General features: G+C 63.2%; 19 protein-coding genes and 1 other RNA gene. 15 read left to right on the forward strand and 5 right to left on the reverse strand.

What is annotated here, in order from left to right; translation table 11 throughout:
* Positions 1 to 58 precede the first annotated feature (58 nt).
* Entirely contained in the window at positions 59 to 724 is a 666-nt protein-coding gene (locus AC6CIG_RS05895) for a class I SAM-dependent methyltransferase (RefSeq protein ID WP_127712421.1), read from the reverse strand.
* The gene (locus AC6CIG_RS05900; RefSeq protein WP_127712420.1) at positions 721 to 1,971 is read right to left on the reverse strand and encodes a BtaA family protein; all 1,251 of its coding nucleotides are present in this window, start codon (positions 1,969 to 1,971) and stop codon (positions 721 to 723) included. Before AC6CIG_RS05900 ends, AC6CIG_RS05895 begins: the two co-directional genes overlap by 4 nt.
* 252 nt (positions 1,972 to 2,223) lie before the next feature.
* Between AC6CIG_RS05900 and AC6CIG_RS05905 the strand changes: the two genes are divergently transcribed.
* The gene (locus AC6CIG_RS05905) at positions 2,224 to 3,585 is read left to right on the forward strand and encodes a serine hydrolase domain-containing protein (RefSeq protein ID WP_437411707.1); all 1,362 of its coding nucleotides are present in this window, start codon (positions 2,224 to 2,226) and stop codon (positions 3,583 to 3,585) included.
* Between the two features lie 37 nt (positions 3,586 to 3,622).
* On the opposite strand, the gene AC6CIG_RS05910 is transcribed toward AC6CIG_RS05905, so the two are convergent.
* The 3 genes from AC6CIG_RS05910 to AC6CIG_RS05920 form a co-directional block, all read right to left on the reverse strand.
* Positions 3,623 to 4,627, reverse strand: coding sequence for a transglycosylase SLT domain-containing protein (locus AC6CIG_RS05910; RefSeq protein ID WP_127712418.1), 1,005 nt, complete (start codon positions 4,625 to 4,627; stop codon positions 3,623 to 3,625).
* Between the two features lie 133 nt (positions 4,628 to 4,760).
* Entirely contained in the window at positions 4,761 to 5,396 is a 636-nt protein-coding gene (locus AC6CIG_RS05915) for a LysE family translocator (RefSeq protein ID WP_018095470.1), read from the reverse strand.
* Between the two features lie 140 nt (positions 5,397 to 5,536).
* Complete coding sequence (locus AC6CIG_RS05920) at positions 5,537 to 6,751, reverse strand: pyrophosphate--fructose-6-phosphate 1-phosphotransferase (protein WP_018095469.1); 1,215 nt, start codon at positions 6,749 to 6,751, stop codon at positions 5,537 to 5,539.
* Between the two features lie 343 nt (positions 6,752 to 7,094).
* Between AC6CIG_RS05920 and AC6CIG_RS05925 the strand changes: the two genes are divergently transcribed.
* The 14 genes from AC6CIG_RS05925 to ftsW all read left to right on the forward strand — a co-directional run bounded on the left by AC6CIG_RS05925 (position 7,095) and on the right by ftsW (position 22,184).
* The gene (locus AC6CIG_RS05925) at positions 7,095 to 7,802 is read left to right on the forward strand and encodes a J domain-containing protein (RefSeq protein ID WP_018095468.1); all 708 of its coding nucleotides are present in this window, start codon (positions 7,095 to 7,097) and stop codon (positions 7,800 to 7,802) included.
* Positions 7,799 to 8,563: an N-acetylmuramoyl-L-alanine amidase gene (locus AC6CIG_RS05930; protein WP_127712417.1), complete on the forward strand. Its 765-nt coding sequence runs from the start codon at positions 7,799 to 7,801 to the stop codon at positions 8,561 to 8,563. Before AC6CIG_RS05925 ends, AC6CIG_RS05930 begins: the two co-directional genes overlap by 4 nt.
* 226 nt (positions 8,564 to 8,789) lie before the next feature.
* Positions 8,790 to 9,329: a lytic transglycosylase domain-containing protein gene (locus AC6CIG_RS05935; protein ID WP_018095466.1), complete on the forward strand. Its 540-nt coding sequence runs from the start codon at positions 8,790 to 8,792 to the stop codon at positions 9,327 to 9,329.
* A gap of 137 nt (positions 9,330 to 9,466) precedes the next feature.
* Entirely contained in the window at positions 9,467 to 10,654 is a 1,188-nt protein-coding gene (locus AC6CIG_RS05940) for an NAD(P)/FAD-dependent oxidoreductase (protein WP_498322517.1), read from the forward strand.
* Between the two features lie 71 nt (positions 10,655 to 10,725).
* Positions 10,726 to 11,123, forward strand: an RNA gene (gene rnpB / locus AC6CIG_RS05945) — RNase P RNA component class A.
* Positions 11,124 to 11,540: 417 nt separating this feature from the next.
* Positions 11,541 to 11,981 (forward strand): division/cell wall cluster transcriptional repressor MraZ, encoded by a 441-nt coding sequence (gene mraZ / locus AC6CIG_RS05950; protein ID WP_018095464.1) that lies wholly within the window; start codon positions 11,541 to 11,543, stop codon positions 11,979 to 11,981.
* 14 nt (positions 11,982 to 11,995) lie between these two features.
* The gene (gene rsmH, locus AC6CIG_RS05955) at positions 11,996 to 13,021 is read left to right on the forward strand and encodes a 16S rRNA (cytosine(1402)-N(4))-methyltransferase RsmH (protein WP_127712416.1); all 1,026 of its coding nucleotides are present in this window, start codon (positions 11,996 to 11,998) and stop codon (positions 13,019 to 13,021) included.
* A 6-nt stretch (positions 13,022 to 13,027) separates the two neighbouring features.
* Positions 13,028 to 13,423, forward strand: a complete 396-nt coding sequence (ftsL, locus tag AC6CIG_RS05960; RefSeq protein ID WP_102761210.1) for a cell division protein FtsL — start codon at positions 13,028 to 13,030, stop codon at positions 13,421 to 13,423.
* Complete coding sequence (locus AC6CIG_RS05965) at positions 13,423 to 15,171, forward strand: peptidoglycan D,D-transpeptidase FtsI family protein (protein WP_018095461.1); 1,749 nt, start codon at positions 13,423 to 13,425, stop codon at positions 15,169 to 15,171. Before ftsL ends, AC6CIG_RS05965 begins: the two co-directional genes overlap by 1 nt.
* A 165-nt stretch (positions 15,172 to 15,336) precedes the next feature.
* Positions 15,337 to 16,797 (forward strand): UDP-N-acetylmuramoyl-L-alanyl-D-glutamate--2,6-diaminopimelate ligase, encoded by a 1,461-nt coding sequence (locus tag AC6CIG_RS05970; RefSeq protein ID WP_127712414.1) that lies wholly within the window; start codon positions 15,337 to 15,339, stop codon positions 16,795 to 16,797.
* Between the two features lies 1 nt (position 16,798).
* The gene (locus AC6CIG_RS05975; RefSeq protein WP_127712413.1) at positions 16,799 to 18,232 is read left to right on the forward strand and encodes a UDP-N-acetylmuramoylalanyl-D-glutamyl-2,6-diaminopimelate--D-alanyl-D-alanine ligase; all 1,434 of its coding nucleotides are present in this window, start codon (positions 16,799 to 16,801) and stop codon (positions 18,230 to 18,232) included.
* Positions 18,233 to 18,473: 241 nt separating this feature from the next.
* Positions 18,474 to 19,574 carry a phospho-N-acetylmuramoyl-pentapeptide-transferase gene (gene mraY / locus AC6CIG_RS05980; protein ID WP_018095458.1) on the forward strand — a complete coding sequence of 367 codons (1,101 nt, stop codon included), beginning with the start codon at positions 18,474 to 18,476 and terminating at the stop codon, positions 19,572 to 19,574.
* A gap of 6 nt (positions 19,575 to 19,580) precedes the next feature.
* A complete protein-coding gene (gene murD / locus AC6CIG_RS05985) occupies positions 19,581 to 20,972 on the forward strand; it encodes a UDP-N-acetylmuramoyl-L-alanine--D-glutamate ligase (RefSeq protein WP_018095457.1) in 1,392 nt (463 codons plus the stop codon).
* 57 nt (positions 20,973 to 21,029) lie between these two features.
* Positions 21,030 to 22,184, forward strand: a complete 1,155-nt coding sequence (ftsW, locus tag AC6CIG_RS05990; protein ID WP_018095456.1) for a putative lipid II flippase FtsW — start codon at positions 21,030 to 21,032, stop codon at positions 22,182 to 22,184.
* The last annotated feature ends 2 nt before the right edge of the window (positions 22,185 to 22,186 follow it).

Here is a 22,186-nt window from a genome sequence, read left to right on the forward strand (position 1 = left end):
CGTAAAAATTGCGTTAGCTCAAGTGTGAATTGCAGCCGAATGCTTCCGCCATCGTCCGCTACGGTGCCGCGCGACGATAGACGGCGAGCCAGGCATAGCCTCGTCCGAGCGATCTGATCTCGAGCGCCGCTCCGTTTCTCTCGGCCCTTTTGCGCATCGCGTCAAAAAGCGATTCGCGCGGCGTGACGTGGAAACGTCCGAGCCAGGCCTGGAGGAGGCGGCGGAAGCCGGCCGGCCAACCTTCCTGCTGGCCGAAATCGACGATATGCAGCGAGCCGCCCGGCTTGAGCGCGGCAATCGCGGCATCGACCGCCTTTTCCCATTCGGGAACCATGGAAAGCGCGTAGGAGATGACGATCCGGTCGAAGCCTTCCTGATCGAAGGAGGCGGCAGTGAAGTTCGTCGCGTCGGCGACCCGCAACACTGCGTCGGGCCGATTGCGGCGCCGGAGCTTGGCTTTGGCGGTCGCCAGCATCTCGGCCGAGATATCGAGGCCGAAGAGGCGCGCATCGGGGTAGAGTTCCCCGAGCACGGCGAGATTGCGGCCCGTGCCGCAACCGACTTCCAGCACGGATGCACCCGGCGGCGGGTTCAATTCACGGATCAGCGTGTCCCGGCCGAAGAGATAGTATTTGCGAGTGAAATCATAGATGTACCGCTGATAGCGATACATGCGGTCCATGAGGTGAGCCTGGCCTTCATTCGCAGTCTGCACGGCGCTCATGCTTTCTTCCGATAGATGTGGAAGCCGCCATAGATCGCCGACCGATCCTCGGCGCCGAGCCTCATCGAGGTCTCGGCATCGTAGTGCCACTGATCGAGGAGCGTGGTGGAGAGGCGCCCCGGCAGGATGCTCGCTTCCGCCGCCGTGCGGAAGATCACCGCCGCGCCGGCGTCGGCGGTGCGGGTGATCTCCATCCAGAGGTCGTTCAGCTGCTGGTCGGTCATCCAGTCCTGTGCGTCGAGGAGCACGTAGCGGTCGACGGAGGCGGCGGGCTTGCCGGCGAGAAGCTCGGTGAAGCTCGCATGGTGGATCTCGACGCGCTCCGCATTGTTGCGAATCGCTTCGTATCGCGATGCCTGAAGATAAGGCGGCAACTCGCCCTCGTCCGGCCGCGGGTAGCGCCGCGCAAAGGCCTGCCAGGCGAAGTAGTTATCGCGCAAGGGGAAATGACAGGTCAGCTTTTCCAGGCGATTGCGCAGCACCGCGGCGACGGATTTCTCCCTGCTCAGGCTCGCGAGTTCGTCGAACTGCTGCGGCGGGATGCCGAGGCCGAAAAGGGAGCTCTTGCGGCTGGTGATCCACCGGATGACCGGACGCTCGAAGAGCGGAGCGAGCTTGTCTTCGAAGAACTGCCGCTGCTCGCGCATGGAGCGCGCCTTCGCGAAATCTTCAGGATTGACGCCATGCAGCCGTGCGAGAACATGGCTCGCGGCAATGAAGCGGCCGAGCAGGCCGGTACGGTAAATGTTGCGCCGGAAGACGCCGATGCGCCGGCGGCCGGTGAAATCCCGGCCGCTCCAATAGGCGCGGGTTGCCGGATCGAGCTTGGGAGCGAGGAACACGTCGTAAGCCTGGCCATTCGTGCGCGTACCCTCGACGGCGAGGAACCGCACCACGTCCTTGTGGCTCGGCAGGTGGCGAAAGGCCGAAAGCTTCAGCCGGTTGAGCGCGATGTGATGGGGATTGAGATCGACCACGTCTATTCGGGCAGGCGCGGCCGAGAGGTAGGTCAGCATGTTGCAGCCGCCGGAACCGATCGTCACGATCCGATGTCCGGGGCGGATCTGCATCGCTTCCATGTCGACAATCGGGTCCTCCCAGATCTGCGGGTAGACGAGTCCGGAAAAGAGCAGACCGAACAGGCGTTCGGAGAGACCGGCGGGGGAGAGAGCTTTATGCTGCAGGAGTGCGCTTTTCAGTTTCGGATTCTTCTTGCCGAAGCCGGCATCCGGGGCGAAGTCGGTCATCTTGCCTATCGTCCAGTTGAAACTGAGCCGCTTCTAAGGTGACTCGGCTACACTTTGATGACGAGGTTTCGCACAGGGGCTCGCAGGGATTCGGGTATTGCCCCTCATCCGCGTGCCGACAGCTTTTCCCCGCAAGCGGGGCGAAGGAGGCTCGCTGCGCCTCTGCTGTCGGATACAAGACGCAATGGTCATGTACACTGGTCAGGCGGGCGAAAGCGCAGTAGCACTTATGCGAAGAGCGGGAGGGCGAGAATGAAGGGTCTTTTGAAGACGCTTGGCGGACTGGTGGCGGCCGCGCTCGCGGGCCTCGTCGGTTGGCTGGCGCTGTTTCCGCCTGAACTCCTCAAGGTGGGGGATGGCTATGCCGCCAAGATCGTCTGCTCCAACGTGTTCCTCGCGGGGCGCGATCCGCAGGAAGTGCTGGCGCAGGACGTGCAGGCGCCTGGCCACCCGCTGCTGAAGCTCGTGCGCGTTTCGGTCGATCAGGAAGAGCAGAGCGTGACGGCGCGTATCCTGGGCTTTGCCGCACCAGGCCGCGCCGTCTACCGTCCGGGCCGCGGTTGCGCCAATGTGAGCGGAGGCAGCGCCGAGGCCATCGCAGGGATGCGCGGGACCGAGTCGGCAACGGCGCCTCTCGCCCACGATCCCGGCGTCGACTGGCCGGACGGGGACAAGCCGGACATCGACGCGGCCATTCAAATGCTCGTCGAAGATCCGGCACTGGCAGGCCCGGGCATGCGCGCAATCGTGGTCGTCAGGGATGGCAGGCTGGTCGCGGAAACCTATGCGGCAGGCTTCGACCGGAACACGCCCCTGCTCGGCTGGTCTATGACGAAGTCCGTGACCGCGGCGATCATCGGCCGGCGCATTGCCGAAGGGCGGATGGATCTGGCCCGGACCAATCTGGTGACCGAATGGAACGGCGACGAGCGGGCTCGCATTAAGCTGACCGATCTTCTCGCGATGCAGAGCGGGCTCGATTTCAACGAGGATTACGGCGACGTCACGGACGTGACGCGCATGCTCTATCTGGAAAGCGACATGGCCGCCTTCGTCGCCTCGAAGCCTCTGGAGGCCGCTCCGGGCACGAAATTCGCCTATTCGAGCGGCACGAGCAATCTTCTGTCCCGGCTCTGGATGGAGACATTCGACGATCCGGCCGAAGCGCTTTCCTATCCGCGCGAGGCGCTCTTCGCTCCGCTCGGGATGACGAGCGCCGTGATGGAGACGGATGCAAGCGGAACCTTCGTCGGCTCTTCCTACATGTATGCGTCGGCGCCGGACTGGGCGCGCTTCGCCGAGTTTCTGCTTCAGGACGGAAGCTGGAAGGGGAGGCGGCTCCTGCCGGAAGGTTACGTATCCTTCATGCGCACGCCGACTGCGGCTTCCGGCGGCGATTACGGGGCCGGCCAGGTCTGGCTCCAGGAAAACGGTATCCGCGCCGGAACGGCGAATTTCCCGCCCGATACGTTCTGGATGCTTGGACATGACGGACAGGCGATCATGATCGTCCCCTCGCTTCGCCTCGCGGTCATCCGCCTGGGGCTGACACCGTCGCGCCTCGGCTACGACGTGCAGAAGCTGAATGCGAGGATAATCGACGCGCTCGATTGAGCGATGTCCGGCAGACAGGCCAGCCGCTCGTCGCGGCTTACCTCATATTCAGCTCGTCGAGCATGCCCTTGCGCTTGGCATGGTAATAATAGCCGCTGGCATAGAGCCTTACCGCGCCGTCGTGCTGGTTGTCGGCAACCATCCACGCTCCGCGCAGATACTTGGTCGCGTATTTGAGGTTGGTTTCCGCGTCGAAGAGCCCTTCGGCCGGACCCTCATAGCCGAGACCCTTGGCCGTGTTATAGCGGATCTGCATCAACCCGAAATTGCCTTTGCTGTAGGCGCGGGGGTTGTAGTTGCTCTCGCGCCTGACCACCCGGTGCACCAGCTCGAGCGGCAGACCGTTCAGTTCGGCATAATATTTGATCAGCCTGTCAAGCTCCGGCCGCGAGCTGGTCGGTGCTTTTCCGGACTTCAGCGAATCGGGGATGACGCTTGCGACCGCGCCGATTGCGGTGTCGAACACGCCCGTCTTCGGGCGCTCCGTCGGAACGATCATGCGCTTGGCGACAAGCGTTTCCAGACCGACCGGCTCGCCGGTGTCGAAATCCGATTCCCACGAGGCGGCAACCCCGATAAGCGGGGCGGACTGATGTCCGGCGCCTTTCTCGGGGACCGGCGGCGCGGCTGCCGGGGAGGTGCCGGCCGAGGCGGGTGTCGCCATCGCTACTTCAAAGGGCTGCGCGGGTTTGGCCGCCGGCACGGCAACCGACTGGGGAGCCGCGAAAGCGAGGGTCGTGTCTGTCGCGGCCCCCGTCTTCGTTTCGCCAGCGAAATCAGTTCCTGCGGCGCTTGCCGGCACCGCCGACGAGGTTTGTGCGGTCAATGCGGCCGAGGTGCTCGCCGTTGCGCCGACCGGCGCGGGCAGTGCGTAAGCCGTCGACTCTGTTCCCGGCTTAGGCAGGGGCGTAACGGTCTGCACGGCCGTTAACTCCGCAAGCGACGTATGCTCGACCGTGGAACACCCGGAAGCAACAGCGACGGAAACAAGGGACACGGCGGCAAGTGCCCGCTTCGAAAGGGGAATACGGAATTTCGCCATGCTGTCACTTTCGTGCTTCTGGGCCCCGTAGCCCCTGCAAATCAGCGGTTGCCACCCCGCCGCGCTTGAATCTCCATTAACCTATGCCGCCGGTTGCGGCAAGCGCGTGAGAGCATTTCAGAGACTGCTCATGTCACGTCGTGGCGCGCTTCAGACCCGCCGTCAGCAGGCCGGCGCCGATGAGCAGCGAACCACCGAGGCGATTGACGATGCGCCGGACATTCGGCTTGCGGATGGTGCTTCCGGCCGCGGCAGCAAGCCAGGCATAAAGCGCCGCGTTGATCGTGGCGAGTATCAGGAATGTCGTCTCGAAGATCGCCATCTGCGCGAAAAGCGGCCGCGACAGATCGAGGAACTGGGGCAGGAAGGCGACGAAGAAGAGAATGCTCTTCGGGTTGAGTGCGGTCACCGCATAGGTGTGAACGAAGATCCGCAGCGGCCTTTCTGCAGGACTCGTTTCAAGGGTGCTCCCGCTGTCGTTGCCGACCGGCGCCTTCCAGAGCTTGATGCCGAGCCAGACGAGATAGGCGGCGCCGACCCACTTCAGCACGGTGAAAATCGCCGCCGAGGTTGCAAGCAGAGCGCCGAGGCCGAGCATCGACGCCGTCATTGCGGTGAAATCGCCAAGAGCCACACCAGCCACGGTCGCCCCCGCGATCTTGCGGCCGTGGCCGAGCGCATAGGATATGACGAGAAGGATCGTGGGGCCGGGAATCGCAAGCAGCACCGCAGATGCGGCGGCGAAGGCGAACCAGTGTTCGAAGGACATGAGGGGGCTCCGCGGTTGAATGGCTGCTGAAGAGGAGGGAGCCATGCCGGCGCGCAGCCGTCAACTCCTCTCGAGCCGAAAGCCTCCGGTGAGAAGCGGTTCGCCGTTTCAGAAAACAGCGAACCGTTCCTCGTCCTTTATCAGTCGGCCACCTGCCATTTCTGACCGACGACATCCATGACCTCGCCGAACCATTTCGCGGACGTGTCGAAATGCTTTCCGCCCTTGATGCGCGGGAACTCGATCGTGCGCAGCCGCCCGCCCTGGTCCTCGTCGTGACCCGTCACGCCGGAGACCTTGTTGAGCGCGCTCTCGACCGCCAGATCGACCATGCTCTGGATGAGGCGCAGATCGTCGACATTGGCGGGGGCGGAGCGGGCATAGTAGCCGGACTTCTGCACCATGGACCGCTCGGCGCCGAGGAGCGCCGCAAACTGCTTGGAGAACCAGTTGCCGACGTTGATCGTATCGATCTTCACGTGGCCGAACGCGTCGCGCTTGACCGTCTCGCCGGCGGCCTCCCGCTCGGCGACGATGGCGTCGAGGCAGGCGCCTTCGCTCACGAACAGTGTGACGAACCCGGCGCGATCCATGACTTCGCGCAGGCGCTCGGCTTCCGCTTCCAGATCGAACGCCATCTCGGGAAGGTAGAGGCCGTCGATGTTCTTCAGCTGTGCGTTCATCATGAAGCCGTCGACATATTCCTTGTTGCCGGCCAGCTGGATATAGGCGCGCGCGGTTGCCGCGGTCAGCCAGCCGCAGTGGCGGCCCATGACTTCATGGACGACGAGGGTGCGCGGCGCAGCGCTCTGTTCGTTGCTGACATGGTCGAAGAAGCGTGCGCCGTATTCGGCCGCCGTCCAGGCGCCGAGTGTCTGGCGGATGGGCACCACGTCGTTGTCGACCGTCTTCGGCAACCCCACGACCGTCAGATCGTAGCCGTTGGCTCCCAGATAGGCTGCGAGATCGGCCGCGGTGGTGTTGGTATCGTCGCCGCCGATCGTGTGCAGGATGCTGATGCCGTCGGAGGCGAGCCTCTCGGCCGCGACGCGCAGCGGATTCTCCCCTTCCTTGACGAGACCGCGCTTCACGCAGTCGGCGGTGTTGGTGAGCTTTACGCGGCTGTTGCCGATCGGCGATCCGCCGTGGCGGTGGAGCACATGCGCCTTCTCGCGCATGGCCGGGGTGATTTCGATCCGGTCGGCGAGAAGCAGGCCCTGATAGCCGGAACGGTAGGCCACGAGCTCATAGTCCGGCGCGATGTCCGTGTAGCGTTCGATCAGGCCGCCGACAGCGGATGAGAGGCAGGGCGCGAGCCCGCCTGCCGTCAACATTGCGACTTTCTTCTTGGCCATGGGGTCCTCCTGGGGATTTCGGCATCAAGCGATCGCTCGTGAGATCAACCGCATTCTAAATCCTTGCCTTAGATCAAAGATAGCGGTGGTCTAACCCAAATCCGATGGAAATTAAATGACAGGGTTGTGGATCACGAGAACCGGGAACCGGCCGCGCGGTTGCAGCGTTGCGCCTGAAGGTCGCACGGCACCGTCCAGGAATTGGATTGAGATTTGTGACGATATGAATTATTGAGGGGCCATCACAAATTCGTCATCCATGATGGTTGACGCGGCTCTGCCGCTTGCAAATCGCCACCGCATCAGATCATGCTCGCGCGGTGGACAGGGAACAATCGCACTCATGTCATTTTGGGACAGCCTCCTCAAAATCGTCACGACCACTGGTAACGCCCTTACGGGAGTGGTCGAGGCGGTCCGGACGCTCTTCGAAGGAGATCCGGAAACCCGGCGAAAGGTCGCCTTTTCGGTCGCCATGATCGCCCTTTCGGCGAAAATGGCGAAGGCCGACGGCATCGTGAACGAGGCCGAGGTGAGCGCCTTTCGCGACATCTTCAAGTTTCCCGCGGACCAGGCGAGGAACGTCGCCAGGCTTTACAATCTCGCCCGCCAGGACGTTGCCGGCTACGAGGCCTATGCGGAGAAAATGGCTTCGCTCTGCTCCTCTTGCGAGAGAAATTGCCCGATTCTCGAAGACATCGTCGACGGCCTGTTCCATATCGCCAAATCCGACGGGGCGGTGCACGAGAAGGAGCTTACGTTCCTGAGGCGTGTGGCTGAGATATTCAGGATGGACGACGAGCATTTCGGGCGCATCATGGCGCGCCACGTTCATGGCGACGACCGCGATCCCTATCAGGTTCTCGGCGTTTCGCCGAAGGATGACTTTTCCGCGATTCGCAAGCGCTATCGCGTTCTCGTTTCCGAGAACCACCCGGACATGCTCGTGGCGCGCGGCGTGCCGGAAGAGTTCCACGCGATCGCCAACGATCGCATGGCCGTGCTCAACGCGGCCTACGAGGCGATCGAACGAGAGCGCCGCGCCGCATGACATCCGAGACCTGCGACTTCCCCGGCGCTCACCTCGTGCCCTCGCCCAACCATGGCGAGCGCGCCGGCGGGCGCAGGCCGGATATGATCATCCTTCACTACACCGGCATGGAGACGGCGGCGTCCGCGCTCGACTGGCTCTGTCGCGAGGAAAGCCAGGTTTCCTGTCACTATTTCGTAGACGAGGAGGGGCAAATCGCCCAGCTGGTGCCGGAAGAACGCAGGGCCTGGCACGCGGGCAAGGGCGTCTGGAAGGGCGAAACGGATATCAATTCGTGCTCCATCGGGATCGAGATTGCCAATGCCGGTCACCCGGGCGGCCTCCCTGATTTCCCCGAAGCGCAGATCGAGGCGGTCGCCGAATTGTGTCTGGACTGTGGCGAACGCTGGCAAATCGCCCCGGAGAGGGTGCTCGCGCATAGCGATATCGCGCCGATTCGCAAGGTAGATCCTGGAGAAAATTTTCCTTGGGATGTGCTGTTTCGTCGCGGGGTCGGACACTGGGTTGAACCGGCCTCCGTGAGGGGCGGTCGCTTCTTCCAGCGCGGCGACCGGGGCCAGCCCGTGGAAGCACTCCAGTCCATGCTTTGGCTTTATGGTTACGGCATTGAAATCACAGGGGATTTCTGCGCGAAGACCGAAGGGGTGGTCGCTGCGTTCCAGCGCCATTTCCGACAATCTCGAGTGGACGGCATCGCCGACGTTTCCACCATCGATACGCTGCATCGTCTGCTTTCGACATTGCCGATTCCGGCCGCCTGAAAAGCGATTTTTGTCCGCCCTAAATTAGCGTCTGATTGATTTTTGCGCACGATTTTCTCGTGCTGCCACATGTTTACCATGATGCGCCGGTCATTTCCGTTGCATCAACTGCAGGGGATGTGGCGCCGGGCGCGGCACTCTTGTCAATGAAAACGATCGGGAAATTCGATCGTCGCGGTGGGGTGCGCCGCGCGATCGGTTCCCCAGACCGGAGACTTCAAACTAAATGAGAATAGCGTCTGTTGCTGCGGTGGCGGCATGCCTTGGCATGTTCTTCGCCGGGATTGGTACGTCGTATGCAGGGGGCATCGACAAGACCGTCAAGACTTCTGCAATTCCGTCGGTAAGCAGAACGACGGGTTATCCGAAACCCGACCTGACTTTGCCGCGCGGATCCCAATATACGATCCTCATCCAGTCCTATGCCAAGCAATACGGCATTCCCGCCGACCTGGCTCACGCGATCGTCGAGGTCGAGAGCAACTTCAATGCCAAGGCTCGCGGAAGCGCCGGCGAAGTCGGCCTGATGCAAATCAAGCCGGCCACGGCCCGGATGATGGGCTATACCGGTTCGATCAAAGACCTCTACGAGCCTGAGACCAATATCAAATTCGGGATGAAGTACCTGGCGAAGGCGCAGGAGCTTTCCGACGGGACGACCTGCGGCACCATCCTCAAATACAATGCCGGCCATGGCGCGAAGCGAATGAACCCCGTTTCGAAGCGCTACTGCGGTAAAGTCAAGAACATCCTGGATTGGTTGTGATCTACCGCATGTGACGCTGTAAGACATACGCCGGATGGGTATTGCGTTCCGGCATATTGTTGATTGTCCGAAGGAATTCGGTGCGGAAGACTGAACGGCGTGCTATCTCGGTCGCGAAGCGAACATCGGGGAAGGGCATGTCGGAGAGCGTTGATTTCGTTATCATTGGCAAGGGGATGATGGGCGCCGCAGCGGCGCGTCACCTTGCGAGGGCGGGCGCCGGTGTCGCGCTTATCGGCCCCGATGAGCCGGAGGACTGGGCGAGCCACGGCGGCGTTTTCGCCAGTCACTACGACAATGCCCGCATCACCCGTACGATCGACGACGACCCGGTCTGGGCGCGTCTGGCCCGGCGCTCGATCGATCGGTATCCGGAAATCGCACAGGAAAGCGGCGTCGACTTCTATTTTCCCGTCGGCTGTCTGATCGCGGCTCCAGCTCCCGGCGGCGCGTTCGACTATCTCGAGAATGTCGAGCGTGCCCGCGACAGGCTGGGCGTCGAGGCACCGCTGATCCTTGGCGACGACCTTGCCGGGCGGTTTCCCTGGTTCCGCTTCCCGCAAGGCTATGCCGGCGTTCATGAGGCAAACGGTGCAGGCTACATAAATCCTCGTTCGCTCGTCCGTGCGCAAACGATCGCGGCCGAAAAATCGGGTGCACGGGTGATCCGCTCGGAGGTGATCTCGGTCGAAGACGGTCCGGATCACGTGGTGGTCGGCACGATCGACGGCCACCTGGTACGGGCCGGCCGCGTCCTGGTCGCCGCGGGCGGCTTCTCGCTTTCGCAGGCGCTTCTTCCGCGGCCGCTCGACCTTGCGGTAAAGGCGCGCACCGTGCTTTTTGCGGAGGTGGGCGCGGATGATCTTTCCTTCTATGAAGGCATGCCGTCGCTGATCGGAGTCGCGCCGGAGCAGGAGAGAAGCTATTACCTGTTGTCGCCGGTTGCCTATGCCGATGGCAAACACTACGTAAAGATCGGCGGCGATCCGACCGATCGGATCCTTGCGAGCGAGCCGGCGATCAGGGACTGGTTCCGAAGCGGTGCAAACGCGGATGCGGCCGAACACATGCGCGGACTGCTCGCCGAGACGATCCCCGGCTTGAGACCCGCTTCGACGCATTATTCGCCCTGCGTCACGGCGTTCACGCGACACGGCTATCCTTATATCGGTTTCGTGAGCGACCGCATTGCCGTGCTCACAGGCGGCAACGGCCAGGCTGCCAAGAGCTCCGACGAGATCGGCAGGCTTGGCGCGGTGCTGGTGGCGGACGGCCGGCTCGAGGCGGACGGGTACGAAACGGACTTCGCGGTCGCGTATCGCTAAGTAACCGCCGGACCGCGCGGCCGTGCCGATTTCTCTGGCGCTTGCCGTCCCGGTCGTTTAATGAGCCTCTGCCAGTTGGCCGGGCAGCCGCGCCTCGCAAGTGCCGAAAGGCCGCGGGGCGAGGAAAGTCCGGGCTCCACGGAAACACGGTGCCGGATAACGTCCGGCGGGGGCGACCCCAGGGAAAGTGCCACAGAAAGCAGACCGCTCCGCTTGCGGAGTAAGGGTGAAAGGGTGGGGTAAGAGCCCACCGCGGACATGGCGACATGGACGGCACGGCAAACCCCACCGGGAGCAAGACCGAATAGGGACGACACGGGCGCGCAAGCGCCCAGCCGGTTTCCAGGCGCGTCGTCCGGGTGGGTTGCACGAGGCTGCGCGCAAGCGCAGCCCCAGATGAATGGCTGCCACGTTTCGTCTCTCCGGAGGCGGAGCCATACAGAACCCGGCTTACAGGCCAACTGGCTTTTTTCTTTGAAGCTTTCGCCACTGCGGCAAAGCACGTCTCCTCAATTCCCTGACTCAGGCGAATCACGCCTGCGAGGCTCGCCGCACCTCACCGGCGCGGCTCGCTTTTGCGCGCGATTCCAAGGCATTAGGGTTTGGATCGTAACCCTTTGTTAAACTTAACAACCTATCAATATTTGATCATCCGCAAGGCTGGTTACGAGCTTCTCCCATTGACGCCCATATGGTCCCATGTTATCCCATAACGGTACTGCGCAAGGGCCATGCAATGGCCCTCCATCGCGAAATTCGAGGCTTCCGTCGATGGGAAGATCAGGCGGGCACGCACGTGCCCGGCGGGGGATCCATGCGCGGTGGTGCGAGTGTATGTGCGGGCCGATGATCGTGGCCCGTCAATCGGAGGCGGCCGTTTCGCGTCATGAACCGCTTCTTGTCACATGTTACGAACCGGATCGATGCCAAGGGGCGGGTCTCCGTCCCGTCGGCCTTTCGCGCCGTGCTTTTGGAGGCAGGCGTGCGGGAGTTATACTGTTTTCAGGACTTCGTCTTTCCGGCGATCAGCGTCGGCGGGCCGGAGCTTCTGGACCGGTTCGAGAAGCAGATGGCCGCCGAGGATCCGTTTTCGGATGCGGCCAACGAGATGTCGCTCCTTGTTCATGGGGGCGGGGTCTATGTGAAGCTCGACCCGGAGGGCCGGCTGATGGTGACGGATTTCATCCGCGACTTCACCGGCATCTCGAACGACGTGACCTTCGTCGGGCGGGGCGATCATTTTCAGCTCTGGGATCCGCAGGCGTTTGCGAGGGCGCAGGCGGAGGCCAGAGAAGGGCGCAAGCAACGGGGGCTGCGTTCACAATAGAATGGAGAGGCGGGATGGTGACGGATCAAGGCGGCGGAACTTCTGATGCCGACGGCGGACCGGTTCGTCACATTCCCGTCCTCCTGAAGGAAGTTCTCGCGACTCTGGATCCCGCTCCCGGCAAGATCGTTCTCGACGGCACTTTCGGCGCCGGGGGCTACGCATCCGCCATTCTCGATGCCGGTGCCGACGTGATCGCGCTCGACCGCGATCCGACGGCGATCGCCGCGGGGCAGGCCATGATGCACGCGAGCGGCGGGCGGCTGAAGCTCGTTCATTCCCGTTTTTCCGATCTGGCCGAGCATGCGCCGGAACAAGGGCTCGACGGCGTCGTGCTCGATATCGGCGTCTCTTCCATGCAGATCGACGAGGCGGAGCGTGGCTTCTCCTTTCAGAAGAAGGGGCCGCTCGACATGCGCATGTCGGCCGCCGGCGTCTCCGCCGCCGATGTCGTCAATCGCGCGAAGGTGTCGGACCTCATCCGCATCTTCGGCTTCCTCGGAGAGGAAAAGCAGGCGGGGCGGATTGCGCGTGCCATCGAAAAGCGCCGCGCCGAGACGCCGTTCGAGACCACCCGCGATCTCGCAAATCTCATCGAGACGGTTACGCCGCGCAAGGCCAAGGACAAAATTCACCCCGCAACGCGCGTTTTCCAGGCGCTGCGCATCTTCGTCAATGACGAGCTGGGCGAGCTCGCCCATGCCCTGTTTGCGGCCGAACGGGCTCTGAAACCTGGCGGCCGGCTCGTCGTCGTTACCTTTCATTCGCTCGAGGATCGAATCGTAAAGACGTTCTTCCAGGATCGGTCCGGCAAGGCGGGCGGCTCCCGCCATCTGCCGCTGGTGACGGCGCGCGCCGCAACCTTCACGCCAGTCGGCAAGCCTATGGTCGCGGCAAGCGAGGAGGAGGCGTCCCGCAATCCTCGTGCCCGGTCCGCGAAGCTGAGAGCGGGTGTCCGCACCGAGGCTCCGTCGCCGGGCGCCGATCTTTCGATTTTCAATCTGCCGGAACTGGCGAGCCTTGCAAGGCTGGGGGGCTAGAAGACGATGCTCAGAACGCTCGATATTGTCCTGATCGTCATCATGACGGCGGCCGCGACGGTCACCTACACGATCAAGCATAAGGCCGAGAACAAGCTCGAAGAGGTGCGCAGGCTCGACGCAGCGATAAAGCTCGAAGAGGACACGATCGATCTGCTCAAGGCCGACTGGGCGCTTCTGACCCAGCCGAACCGGCTGGAGAGACTGGTGACCGTCTTTGCAGCCGATCTGCAACTCGCGCCGACCCCCTCGACGCAGCTGGCGCGGCCGGAGGAGCTGCCGATGCTGAGGGCTGATCTGCCTCCATCCGAAGAGGATAAGAAGGCCAGGGAGCAGGCGGCCGACAATATCGCCGCCGTCATCGAGGCCGACAATATCGCAACAGGTTCGGTGGCGCGCTGATGTCGTTTCTCTCTCGTATCATGGTGCTGAAGAGCAAGGCGCATTTTTCGGCGGGCGGCAATAACCGCCCCGCCGACAGCGGGCTCAACGTCACTTTCGAAGGAACGCGCAAGAAGAGCGCAAGCCGGGCGAAAAGCCGGGTCGCGATCATCATCGCCAGTTTCGGCCTCGTCTACGCGGCGATCGGAGGACGCCTCGTCCAATATGGTCTCGCGCAGCCGGAAACGGTCTCCTCGATCGGCCGCGCCGATAGTCTCATGGCCTCGCGGCCGGATATTCTCGACCGCAACGGCGAGGTTCTCGCAACCGATATCCGTACCGTCTCGCTCTATGCGGAGCCGCACAAGATCGTCGATGCCGACGAGGCGGTGGAGCGATTGGCGACGGTGCTTCCTGATCTCAACGCGCGCGAAATCTACAACAAGCTCAAGTCGAATTCGCGCTTTCAATGGCTGCGCCGGCAACTGACGCCGAAGCAGCAGAGCGAAATCCTCGCGCTCGGCATTCCCGGCATCGGCTTCCGCCCGGAGAAACGGCGCTTCTATCCGGGAGGGCCGACTGCCGCCCACATCCTCGGTCACGTCAACATCGACAACCGCGGCGTCGCCGGTATGGAGCGTTACATAGACGAGCAGGGTCTCGCCGATCTTGCGGCGATCGGAATGACCAGCGATGCCAAGCTCGAACCGGTCAGGCTTTCGATCGACGTGCGCGTGCAGAATATCGTGCGCGACGTCATCGACGCAGGCATGAAGAACTACCAGGCGATTGCCGCCGGTGCCGTCGTCCTCGACGTCCATACCGGCGAAGTGCTGGCCATGGCCTCGGTGCCGGATTACGACCCGAACAGGCCCGCGGAAGGCGCCGAAGAGGGCTGGATGAACCGCATGTCGAACGGCACGTTCGAGATGGGCTCCACCTTCAAGACCTTCACCATCGCCATGGGTCTCGATTCCGGCAAGGTGACGCTCAACGACAGTTTCGATGCGACCGCACCGATCCGCATCGGCGGATTCACGATCAAGGACTTCCACGGCAAGCGCCGCGTACTGACGGTGCCGGAAATCTTCCAGTATTCCTCGAATATCGGTACCGCCAAGATCGCCGACCTGATCGGCATTCCGGGCCACAAGGAGTTCCTCACGCGGATAGGCCTGCTGACGAGGCTTCCGACCGAACTGCCGGAAGTGAAGGCGCCAAGCCAGCCGCGCGAGTGGAAGAAGATCAACTCGATCACGATCTCCTTCGGCCACGGCGTTTCGACGACGCCGCTGCAGACTGCGGTCGCAGGTGCTGCGCTGGTCAATGGCGGCAAACTCATCCCGCCGACCTTCCTGCCGCGCAGCGAGGAAAAGGCGAGCGAACTCGCGAGCGCAGTGGTCAAGAAGAGCACCAGTGAAGACATGCGCTATCTGCTTCGCTGGAACGGCATCGCGGGTTCGGGCAAGCGGGCGCTTGTTCCGGGTTTCAATGTCGGCGGCAAGACCGGCACGGCCGACAAGGTCGTCAACGGCCGCTATGCCAGCGACCTGAACTTCAATGCCTTCCTTGCGGCGTTTCCGATCGACGATCCCAAATACATGGTGCTGACCTTCATCGACGCGCCCAAGACCGGCGAAGGCGGGGGACGCACGGCCGGTTCGAATGCCGCCCCGATGGTGCGCGACATCATCAGCCGCTCCGCTCCGCTGCTCGGCGTGGAGCCGAAATTCGGACAAGACGGTTCTGCCTTGCTTGTGTCTTATTGACCGTGAAATGAAAGGCGGAGGATTCGCGATTCCGCTGCATGGCTCCGTGAACCGGAGTCGATTCAAGGACCATACCATGCTGCATTCAAAGTGTTACGGCGACCTTTGCGCGTCTGAGAAGACGCACGGCGCTGTTGGATCATATCGATGTGAGACGTGCAGTTCATGAAGATCACGGACCTGGCGGGATCGAATTTCCCGGAACTTTCGGCGCAGCTGAAGGGCGACGCCGCAACCATCGAGATCGGCGGCATCACGGCCGATAGCCGGCAGGTCAAGCCCGGCGATCTCTTCGTCGCCGTTGCCGGATCGAAGGCGGACGGGGCTGCTTACATAGCGGATGCGCTGTCTCGCGGAGCCTCGGCGGTCGTTGCCGGAAAAGGCGCCCAGGCGGAAGCGGGTGCGCCCGTCTTTGCGATCTCCGAACCGCGCAGGTTCCTGGCAAAGGCGGCATCCAGCTTCTACGAGCGCCAGCCGGAGACGATGGTGGCGGTCACGGGCACGGCGGGAAAGACGTCCGTTGCCTCCTTCACCCGGCAGATCTGGGCGCATAGCGGCTTCTCGGCGGCGATGATCGGCACCACGGGAGTGGTGGCGCCCGGCCGCACCGAATACGGCTCGCTGACGACCCCCGACCCGGTATCCCTGCATAAGCTGCTTGCCGAACTTGCCGATGAGGGCGTGACCCATGCGGCAATGGAGGCTTCGAGCCACGGTCTGGACCAGTGCCGGCTGGACGGGGTCAACCTCGCGGCCGCCGCCTTTACCAATCTCGGCCGCGATCACATGGATTACCATCCGACGGTCGAACACTACATGGCCTCCAAGATGCGCCTCTTCGGGGCGCTCCTGCCGAAAGGTTCGCCGGCGGTGATCTTCGCGGACGACCAATGGTCCGCCGAGGCGATCGCTGCCGCTCGCAAGGCCGGCCACGATGTGCGCACCGTCGGGCGCAACGGCGATTTCATTGCGCTGAAGCGCGTCGAGCATTTCCGCCACAAGCAGTCGGCGGAGGTGCATGTCGGTGACGACATCTACGAAATTCACGTGCCGCTCGCCGGTGATTTCCAGATCGCCAACGCGCTCGTTGCCGCGGGGCTCGCAATGTCCACCGGGATCACCGCAAAGGCGGCATTCTCGGCGCTGGAGAGGCTGCAGGGCGCTTCGGGGCGGCTGGAGCTCGTCGGACAGACGAAGGACGGCGCACTCGCCTATGTGGACTACGCCCACAAGCCGGACGCACTCGCAAACGTGCTGGAGTCCGTGCGTCCCTTTACCACCGGCCGGGTCGTGGTGGTTTTCGGATGCGGCGGCGACCGGGACAAGGGCAAGCGCCCGATCATGGGAGAGATTGCCAGCCGCCTCGCCGATGTCGTGATCGTCACCGACGACAATCCGCGCTCGGAAGTACCGGAAGTGATCCGTGCCGAGATCATGGCTGCGGCCAAGGGGGCTACGGAAATCGGCGATCGCGCCGAGGCGATCCGTGCGGCCGTCGGCATGCTGAAGACCGGCGATACGCTGATCGTTGCCGGAAAGGGGCATGAAGAGGGGCAGACGATCGGTTCGGTGACGCTGCCTTTTTCCGACCACGCGGAGGTCCGCAAGGCACTGGGAGGTCTTTGATTTGAACTGGCTCTGGACAAGCAGCGATCTTCTGGCCGCCATGAACGGCCGCCCGGTCGGGAACCTGCCCGAAGGGATCACCGGCATTTCGATCGACAGCCGCACGATCGGCGATGGCGAGGCCTTTTTCGCGATCAGAGGCGATCGCGTCGACGGCCACGACTATGCCGGGATCGCGCTTGCAAACGGAGCCGCGCTCCTGGTCGTCAGCGAAGCGAAACTCCCGGCGCTGGGGCGCCTGACCGCCCCGATGATCGTCGCCGACGACGTGCTGGAGGCGATGATCCGGCTCGGTTGCGCCGCCCGCGACCGCAGCGCGGCGAAAATCATCGCCGTCACGGGATCGGTGGGCAAGACCACCACGAAGGAGATGCTGAGGCACGTGCTGTCGCCCCTCGGCCGGGTGCACGCCTCCGTGGCGTCCTTCAACAATCACTGGGGCGTGCCGCTGACGCTTGCGCGCATGCCGGAGACGACCGATTTCGGGGTCTTCGAGATCGGAATGAACCATGCGGGCGAAATTCTGCCGCTGACACGGATGGTCCGCCCGCATGTCGCGGTGGTGACCAGCATTGCCGCCGCCCATCTGGGCAATTTCACGAGCCTGGACGAGATTGCGGCCGCCAAGGCCGAGATCTTCGAAGGCGTGGTCAACGGCGGCCATGCGGTCATCAATCGGGACAGCGCGCAATACGAGTTCCTCGAAAGGGCGGCTGCGGCGGCGGGGGTCAGCCATGTCCATTCCTTCGGCGCAAATCCGAGATCGGAGTTCCGTCTGGCCGAGTTTGCCGGAGGAGCGGAAAGCTCGGTGCTCTGGGCCGCCGTGGGAGGCAGAACGCTTGAGATAGCGATCGGGGCACCCGGGCGCCATATTGCCGAGAACGCCTTGGCGGCGATCGCCGCGGCGACGCTGGCAGGCGCGGATACCGATCGCGTCGTCGCGTCGTTTGCGACGATGCAGCCGGAAAAGGGCCGGGGGCTGCGGCATCACCTGAGGATCGGCGCCGGGCACCTCACCGTGATCGACGAAAGCTACAACGCCAATCCCGCCTCGATGCGGGCGGCGATCTCGCTTCTGCGCGATGCAGAGCCGTCAGCCGGCGGGCGACGCATTGCCGTTCTCGGCGACATGCTGGAAATGGGCGAGCATTCGGCGGTGGTTCATGCGGCGCTTGCGAGACCCATTATCGAGGCGGGTATTGCCGATGTCTGGCTGGCCGGGCCCGAGATGGCCCATCTGCGCGACGCCCTGCCGCCGGAGGTATCCGTCGTCCATCGGGACCGGGTGGATGATCTCACGGGCTACGCGCTCGGAGCTGTCGCGGCCGGCGACGTCGTGATGGTCAAGTCTTCGAAGGGCACCGGTTGCGCAAAGATCGTCCAGGCGCTTCTCGATGCCTATCCGCAGGAGACGGCCGGAGCAGGGGAAGTATAGGGACGTTGCCATCGCTGCATGTTTCCTCGAACCGGAACCGGTCTGCGGAAGAACATGCGGCTACTGAAAGCGCTGCGGCGGCTCTTGTGCACCCGAAAGGGTGCGCGGCGCCGCAGTGCTGGTGGATACGGCCTTCGGCCAGGGGAAATGGCCTAACATAGTCGAACGCAAGCGGGTATCTTCTGGCAGATGATTCTGTTGGACGATGTCCGATTATAAACTTCCGGGGGAAAGGTCCCTTATGCTGATCTGGCTTGTGGAACTGGCGGACCACTTTCAATTCTTCAATCTCTTTCGCTACATCACCTTCCGTACGGGGGCGGCTCTCTTCACCTCTGCCTTGATCGTGTTCCTGTTCGGCCCCGCCATGATCGCATCGTTGCGCATCCGCCAGGGCAAGGGCCAGCCGATCCGTGCGGACGGCCCCCAGACGCACTTCAAGAAGGCAGGGACCCCGACCATGGGCGGGTTGATGATCCTGACCGGCATCGTGGTGTCGTCGCTGCTCTGGGCCGATCTATCCAGCATCTATGTCGTATCGACGCTTCTGGTGACGCTCGGGTTCGGCGCTATAGGCTTCTACGACGACTATCTGAAGGTGACGAAGCAGTCGGAAAAGGGCTTCTCCGGCAAGGCACGGCTCGGCATCGAGTTCGTGATCGCCGCCGTTGCCGTCTTCTTCATGATGCAGGCGGCGCTTTCCGCGGGGGCGGCGGGTTCCACCTTCGGCTCGTCGGTGACCTTTCCCTTCTTCAAGGACCTGATGCTCAATCTCGGATATTTCTTCGTGCTGTTCGGCGGGTTCGTCATCGTCGGCGCGGGAAATTCCGTAAACCTGACCGACGGTCTCGACGGGCTCGCGATCGTTCCCGTCATGATCGCGTCGGCCGCATTTGGGCTGATCGCCTATCTTGCCGGTAACGCCGTCTTCGCCAATTACCTGCAGATCCATTTCGTGCCCGGCACCGGCGAACTCGCGGTGATCCTCGGTGCCGTGATCGGCGCGGGCCTCGGCTTCCTGTGGTTCAACGCACCGCCTGCTGCGATTTTCATGGGCGATACGGGTTCGCTTGCGCTCGGCGGCCTGATCGGCACCGTGGCCGTCGCGACCAAGCACGAGATCGTCATGGTCATCATCGGCGGGCTCTTCGTCATCGAGACGCTGTCGGTCATCATTCAGGTCTTCTGGTTCAAGCGCACCGGGCATCGCGTCTTCCTGATGGCGCCGATCCACCATCACTTCGAGAAGAAAGGCTGGACGGAAAGCCAGGTGGTGATCCGTTTCTGGATCATCGCAGTAATCCTCGCAATGGTCGGCCTCTCGACGCTGAAGCTGCGGTGAGCCGCGATGATCCCGGTCACCACATTCAAGGGCAGGAAGATCGCACTCTTCGGGCTTGGCGGCTCGGGGCTCGCGACGGCTCAGGCACTCGTTTCGGGCGGTGCCGATGTCGTGGCGTGGGACGACAATCCTGACAGCGTCGCCAAGGCTGCGGCGGCCGGGATAACCACGGCTGACTTGCGCGGCGTCGACTGGCATGACTTTGCCGCCCTGGTGCTTTCGCCCGGCGTGCCGCTGACGCATCCGAAGCCGCACTGGAGCGTCGATCTCGCGCATCAGGCCGGCGTCGAGATCATCGGCGACGTGGAGCTCTTCGTGCGTGAGCGACGCAAACACGCGCCCGATTGCCCCTTCATCGCCATCACCGGCACCAACGGCAAATCCACGACGACGGCGCTGATCGCCCATATCCTCAGGACGAGCGGGCGGGACACGCAGCTCGGCGGCAATATCGGCACCGCAGTGCTCACGCTGGATCCGCCGAAAGCAGGGCGCTTCTATGTCGTCGAATGCTCATCCTACCAGATCGACCTTGCGCCCACGCTCGACCCGACCGCCGGGATACTGCTCAACCTGACGCCGGATCATCTGGATCGCCACGGCACGATGCAGCACTATGCGGAGATCAAGGAGCGTCTGGTGGCGGGGAGCGGAACGGCGGTCGTCGGCGTCGACGACAGCCTCTCGAGCCTGATCGCGGATCGGGTGGAGCGGGCAGGAACAAAGGTGGTGCGTATCTCGCGCCGCCATCCGCTTGCCGAGGGCGTTTATGCCGAAGGCTCGGCGCTGATGCGGGCGCAGGACGGGGCATCGTCGCTCTTTACCGATCTTGCCGGCATCCAGACGCTACGCGGAGGGCACAATGCCCAGAATGCCGCGGCTGCGATCGCCGCCTGCCTGGCGGTCGGCATCTCCGGGAAGGAAATCGTGAACGGCCTCAGGAGCTTTCCGGGCCTCAAGCACCGGATGCAGCCGGTTGCGAAAAAGGGCGAGATCGTCTTCGTCAACGACAGCAAGGCGACCAATGCAGAGGCTGCAGCCCCGGCGCTTTCAAGTTACGACCGAATCTACTGGATCGCCGGCGGTCTGCCGAAGGAGGGCGGCATCACGTCACTGGCGCCATTCTTCCCGAAGATCGTAAAAGCCTATCTGATCGGAGAAGCGGCACCCTCCTTCGCGGCGACACTCGGCGAAGCAGTGCCCTACGAAATCTCTGGGACGTTGGAAAAGGCGGTTGCGCACGCGGCAGCGGATGCGGCGCGGGACACGCAAGGCCCTGCGGCCGTGATGCTTTCCCCGGCTTGCGCAAGCTTCGACCAGTACAAGAATTTCGAGGTGCGCGGAGATGCCTTCGTCGGCCATGTGGCGGCGCTCGAGGGCGTGAGCATGCTGATTTGACGGCTTCGGCCGGTAGTGGATGTTGGCGCGGTACGCGCCCGGAAAGGGGACAGACTGATGGTAAGCCGAGCCGAACGTGGCCCCGTGGCCGACTGGTTCTGGACGATCGACAGATTTTTTCTCGCCGCCTTCATCCTGCTGATGGGCGTGGGCTTCATGCTCTCCTTCGCCGCAAGCCCCCCGGTCGCCGAACGGCTCGGCCTCGACAGCTTCCACTTCGTCAAGCGCCATGCGCTCTTCCTCCTGCCGTCGCTGGTGGTGATGGTCGGCATCTCCTTTCTCTCGCCCCGACAGGTTCGGCGCACGGCGATCATCCTGCTCGTGATTTCCACGGCGATGATGGTGCTGGCTCTGTTCTTCGGCCAGGAGGTCAAGGGCTCCCGGCGGTGGCTGTCGCTCGCCGGCATTTCGATACAGCCCTCGGAATTCATGAAGCCCGCCTTTGTCGTGGTCTGCGCCTGGCTTTTCGCCGAACATGCACGGCAGCCGGAAATTCCCGGCAATCTGCTTTCGATCCTCCTCTTCGGTATCGTCGGGGCGCTCCTCGTTGCCCAGCCCGACCTCGGCCAGACCATCCTCACTGCGGCGGTCTGGGGCGGCATGTTCTTCATGGCCGGCATGCCATGGCTCTGGATCATCGTGCTCGCGTCGGTGGCGATAGGCGGATTTTTCGCCGCCTATTCCATCCTGCCCCACGTCGCCGGCCGCATCGACCGGTTCCTGACCGGCGAAGGCGATACGTTCCAGGTGGATACGGCCCGCGAGGCGATCATTCGCGGCGACTGGTTCGGCCGCGGCCCCGGTGAGGGCGTGGTGAAGCGCATCATTCCGGACAGCCATACGGACTTCATCTTTTCCGTCGCTGCGGAGGAGTTCGGCATCGTCTTCTGCATGGTCATCGTCATGATCTTCGCCTTCGTGGTCATGCGCGGTCTCAATCATGCCTTCCGCGAGCGCAACGACTTCAATCGGTTCGCGGTTGCTGGGCTGGTTCTGCAAATCGGCATCCAGTCGATGATCAATATCGGCGTGAATCTCGAGCTGCTTCCGGCCAAGGGCATGACGCTCCCGCTGATTTCCTATGGCGGGTCGTCGATGGTGGCGATCTGCGTGACGGCGGGGTTCATTCTGGCACTGACGCGTCATCGGCCGGAGAAACGCGCCGTCGAGCGCAGCCTCTTTCGATCGGGCGTCGGAGTGCCGGCGGAGTGAGA

Source organism: Sinorhizobium sp. GQ132 (assembly GCF_059758575.1).

Coding starts and splice junctions, on each gene's coding strand:
- AC6CIG_RS05940 (WP_498322517.1), top strand. CDS start 9,467: ATGTCGGAGAGCGTTGATTTCGTTATCATTGGCAAGGGGATGATGGGC.
- AC6CIG_RS05910 (WP_127712418.1), bottom strand. CDS start 4,627: ATGGCGAAATTCCGTATTCCCCTTTCGAAGCGGGCACTTGCCGCCGTG.
- AC6CIG_RS05895 (WP_127712421.1), bottom strand. CDS start 724: ATGAGCGCCGTGCAGACTGCGAATGAAGGCCAGGCTCACCTCATGGAC.
- murD (WP_018095457.1), top strand. CDS start 19,581: ATGATCCCGGTCACCACATTCAAGGGCAGGAAGATCGCACTCTTCGGG.
- AC6CIG_RS05900 (WP_127712420.1), bottom strand. CDS start 1,971: ATGACCGACTTCGCCCCGGATGCCGGCTTCGGCAAGAAGAATCCGAAA.
- AC6CIG_RS05920 (WP_018095469.1), bottom strand. CDS start 6,751: ATGGCCAAGAAGAAAGTCGCAATGTTGACGGCAGGCGGGCTCGCGCCC.
- AC6CIG_RS05925 (WP_018095468.1), top strand. CDS start 7,095: ATGTCATTTTGGGACAGCCTCCTCAAAATCGTCACGACCACTGGTAAC.
- rsmH (WP_127712416.1), top strand. CDS start 11,996: ATGGTGACGGATCAAGGCGGCGGAACTTCTGATGCCGACGGCGGACCG.
- AC6CIG_RS05915 (WP_018095470.1), bottom strand. CDS start 5,396: ATGTCCTTCGAACACTGGTTCGCCTTCGCCGCCGCATCTGCGGTGCTG.
- AC6CIG_RS05905 (WP_437411707.1), top strand. CDS start 2,224: ATGAAGGGTCTTTTGAAGACGCTTGGCGGACTGGTGGCGGCCGCGCTC.
- ftsL (WP_102761210.1), top strand. CDS start 13,028: ATGCTCAGAACGCTCGATATTGTCCTGATCGTCATCATGACGGCGGCC.
- AC6CIG_RS05930 (WP_127712417.1), top strand. CDS start 7,799: ATGACATCCGAGACCTGCGACTTCCCCGGCGCTCACCTCGTGCCCTCG.
- AC6CIG_RS05965 (WP_018095461.1), top strand. CDS start 13,423: ATGTCGTTTCTCTCTCGTATCATGGTGCTGAAGAGCAAGGCGCATTTT.
- AC6CIG_RS05935 (WP_018095466.1), top strand. CDS start 8,790: ATGAGAATAGCGTCTGTTGCTGCGGTGGCGGCATGCCTTGGCATGTTC.
- AC6CIG_RS05970 (WP_127712414.1), top strand. CDS start 15,337: ATGAAGATCACGGACCTGGCGGGATCGAATTTCCCGGAACTTTCGGCG.
- ftsW (WP_018095456.1), top strand. CDS start 21,030: ATGGTAAGCCGAGCCGAACGTGGCCCCGTGGCCGACTGGTTCTGGACG.
- mraY (WP_018095458.1), top strand. CDS start 18,474: ATGCTGATCTGGCTTGTGGAACTGGCGGACCACTTTCAATTCTTCAAT.
- mraZ (WP_018095464.1), top strand. CDS start 11,541: ATGAACCGCTTCTTGTCACATGTTACGAACCGGATCGATGCCAAGGGG.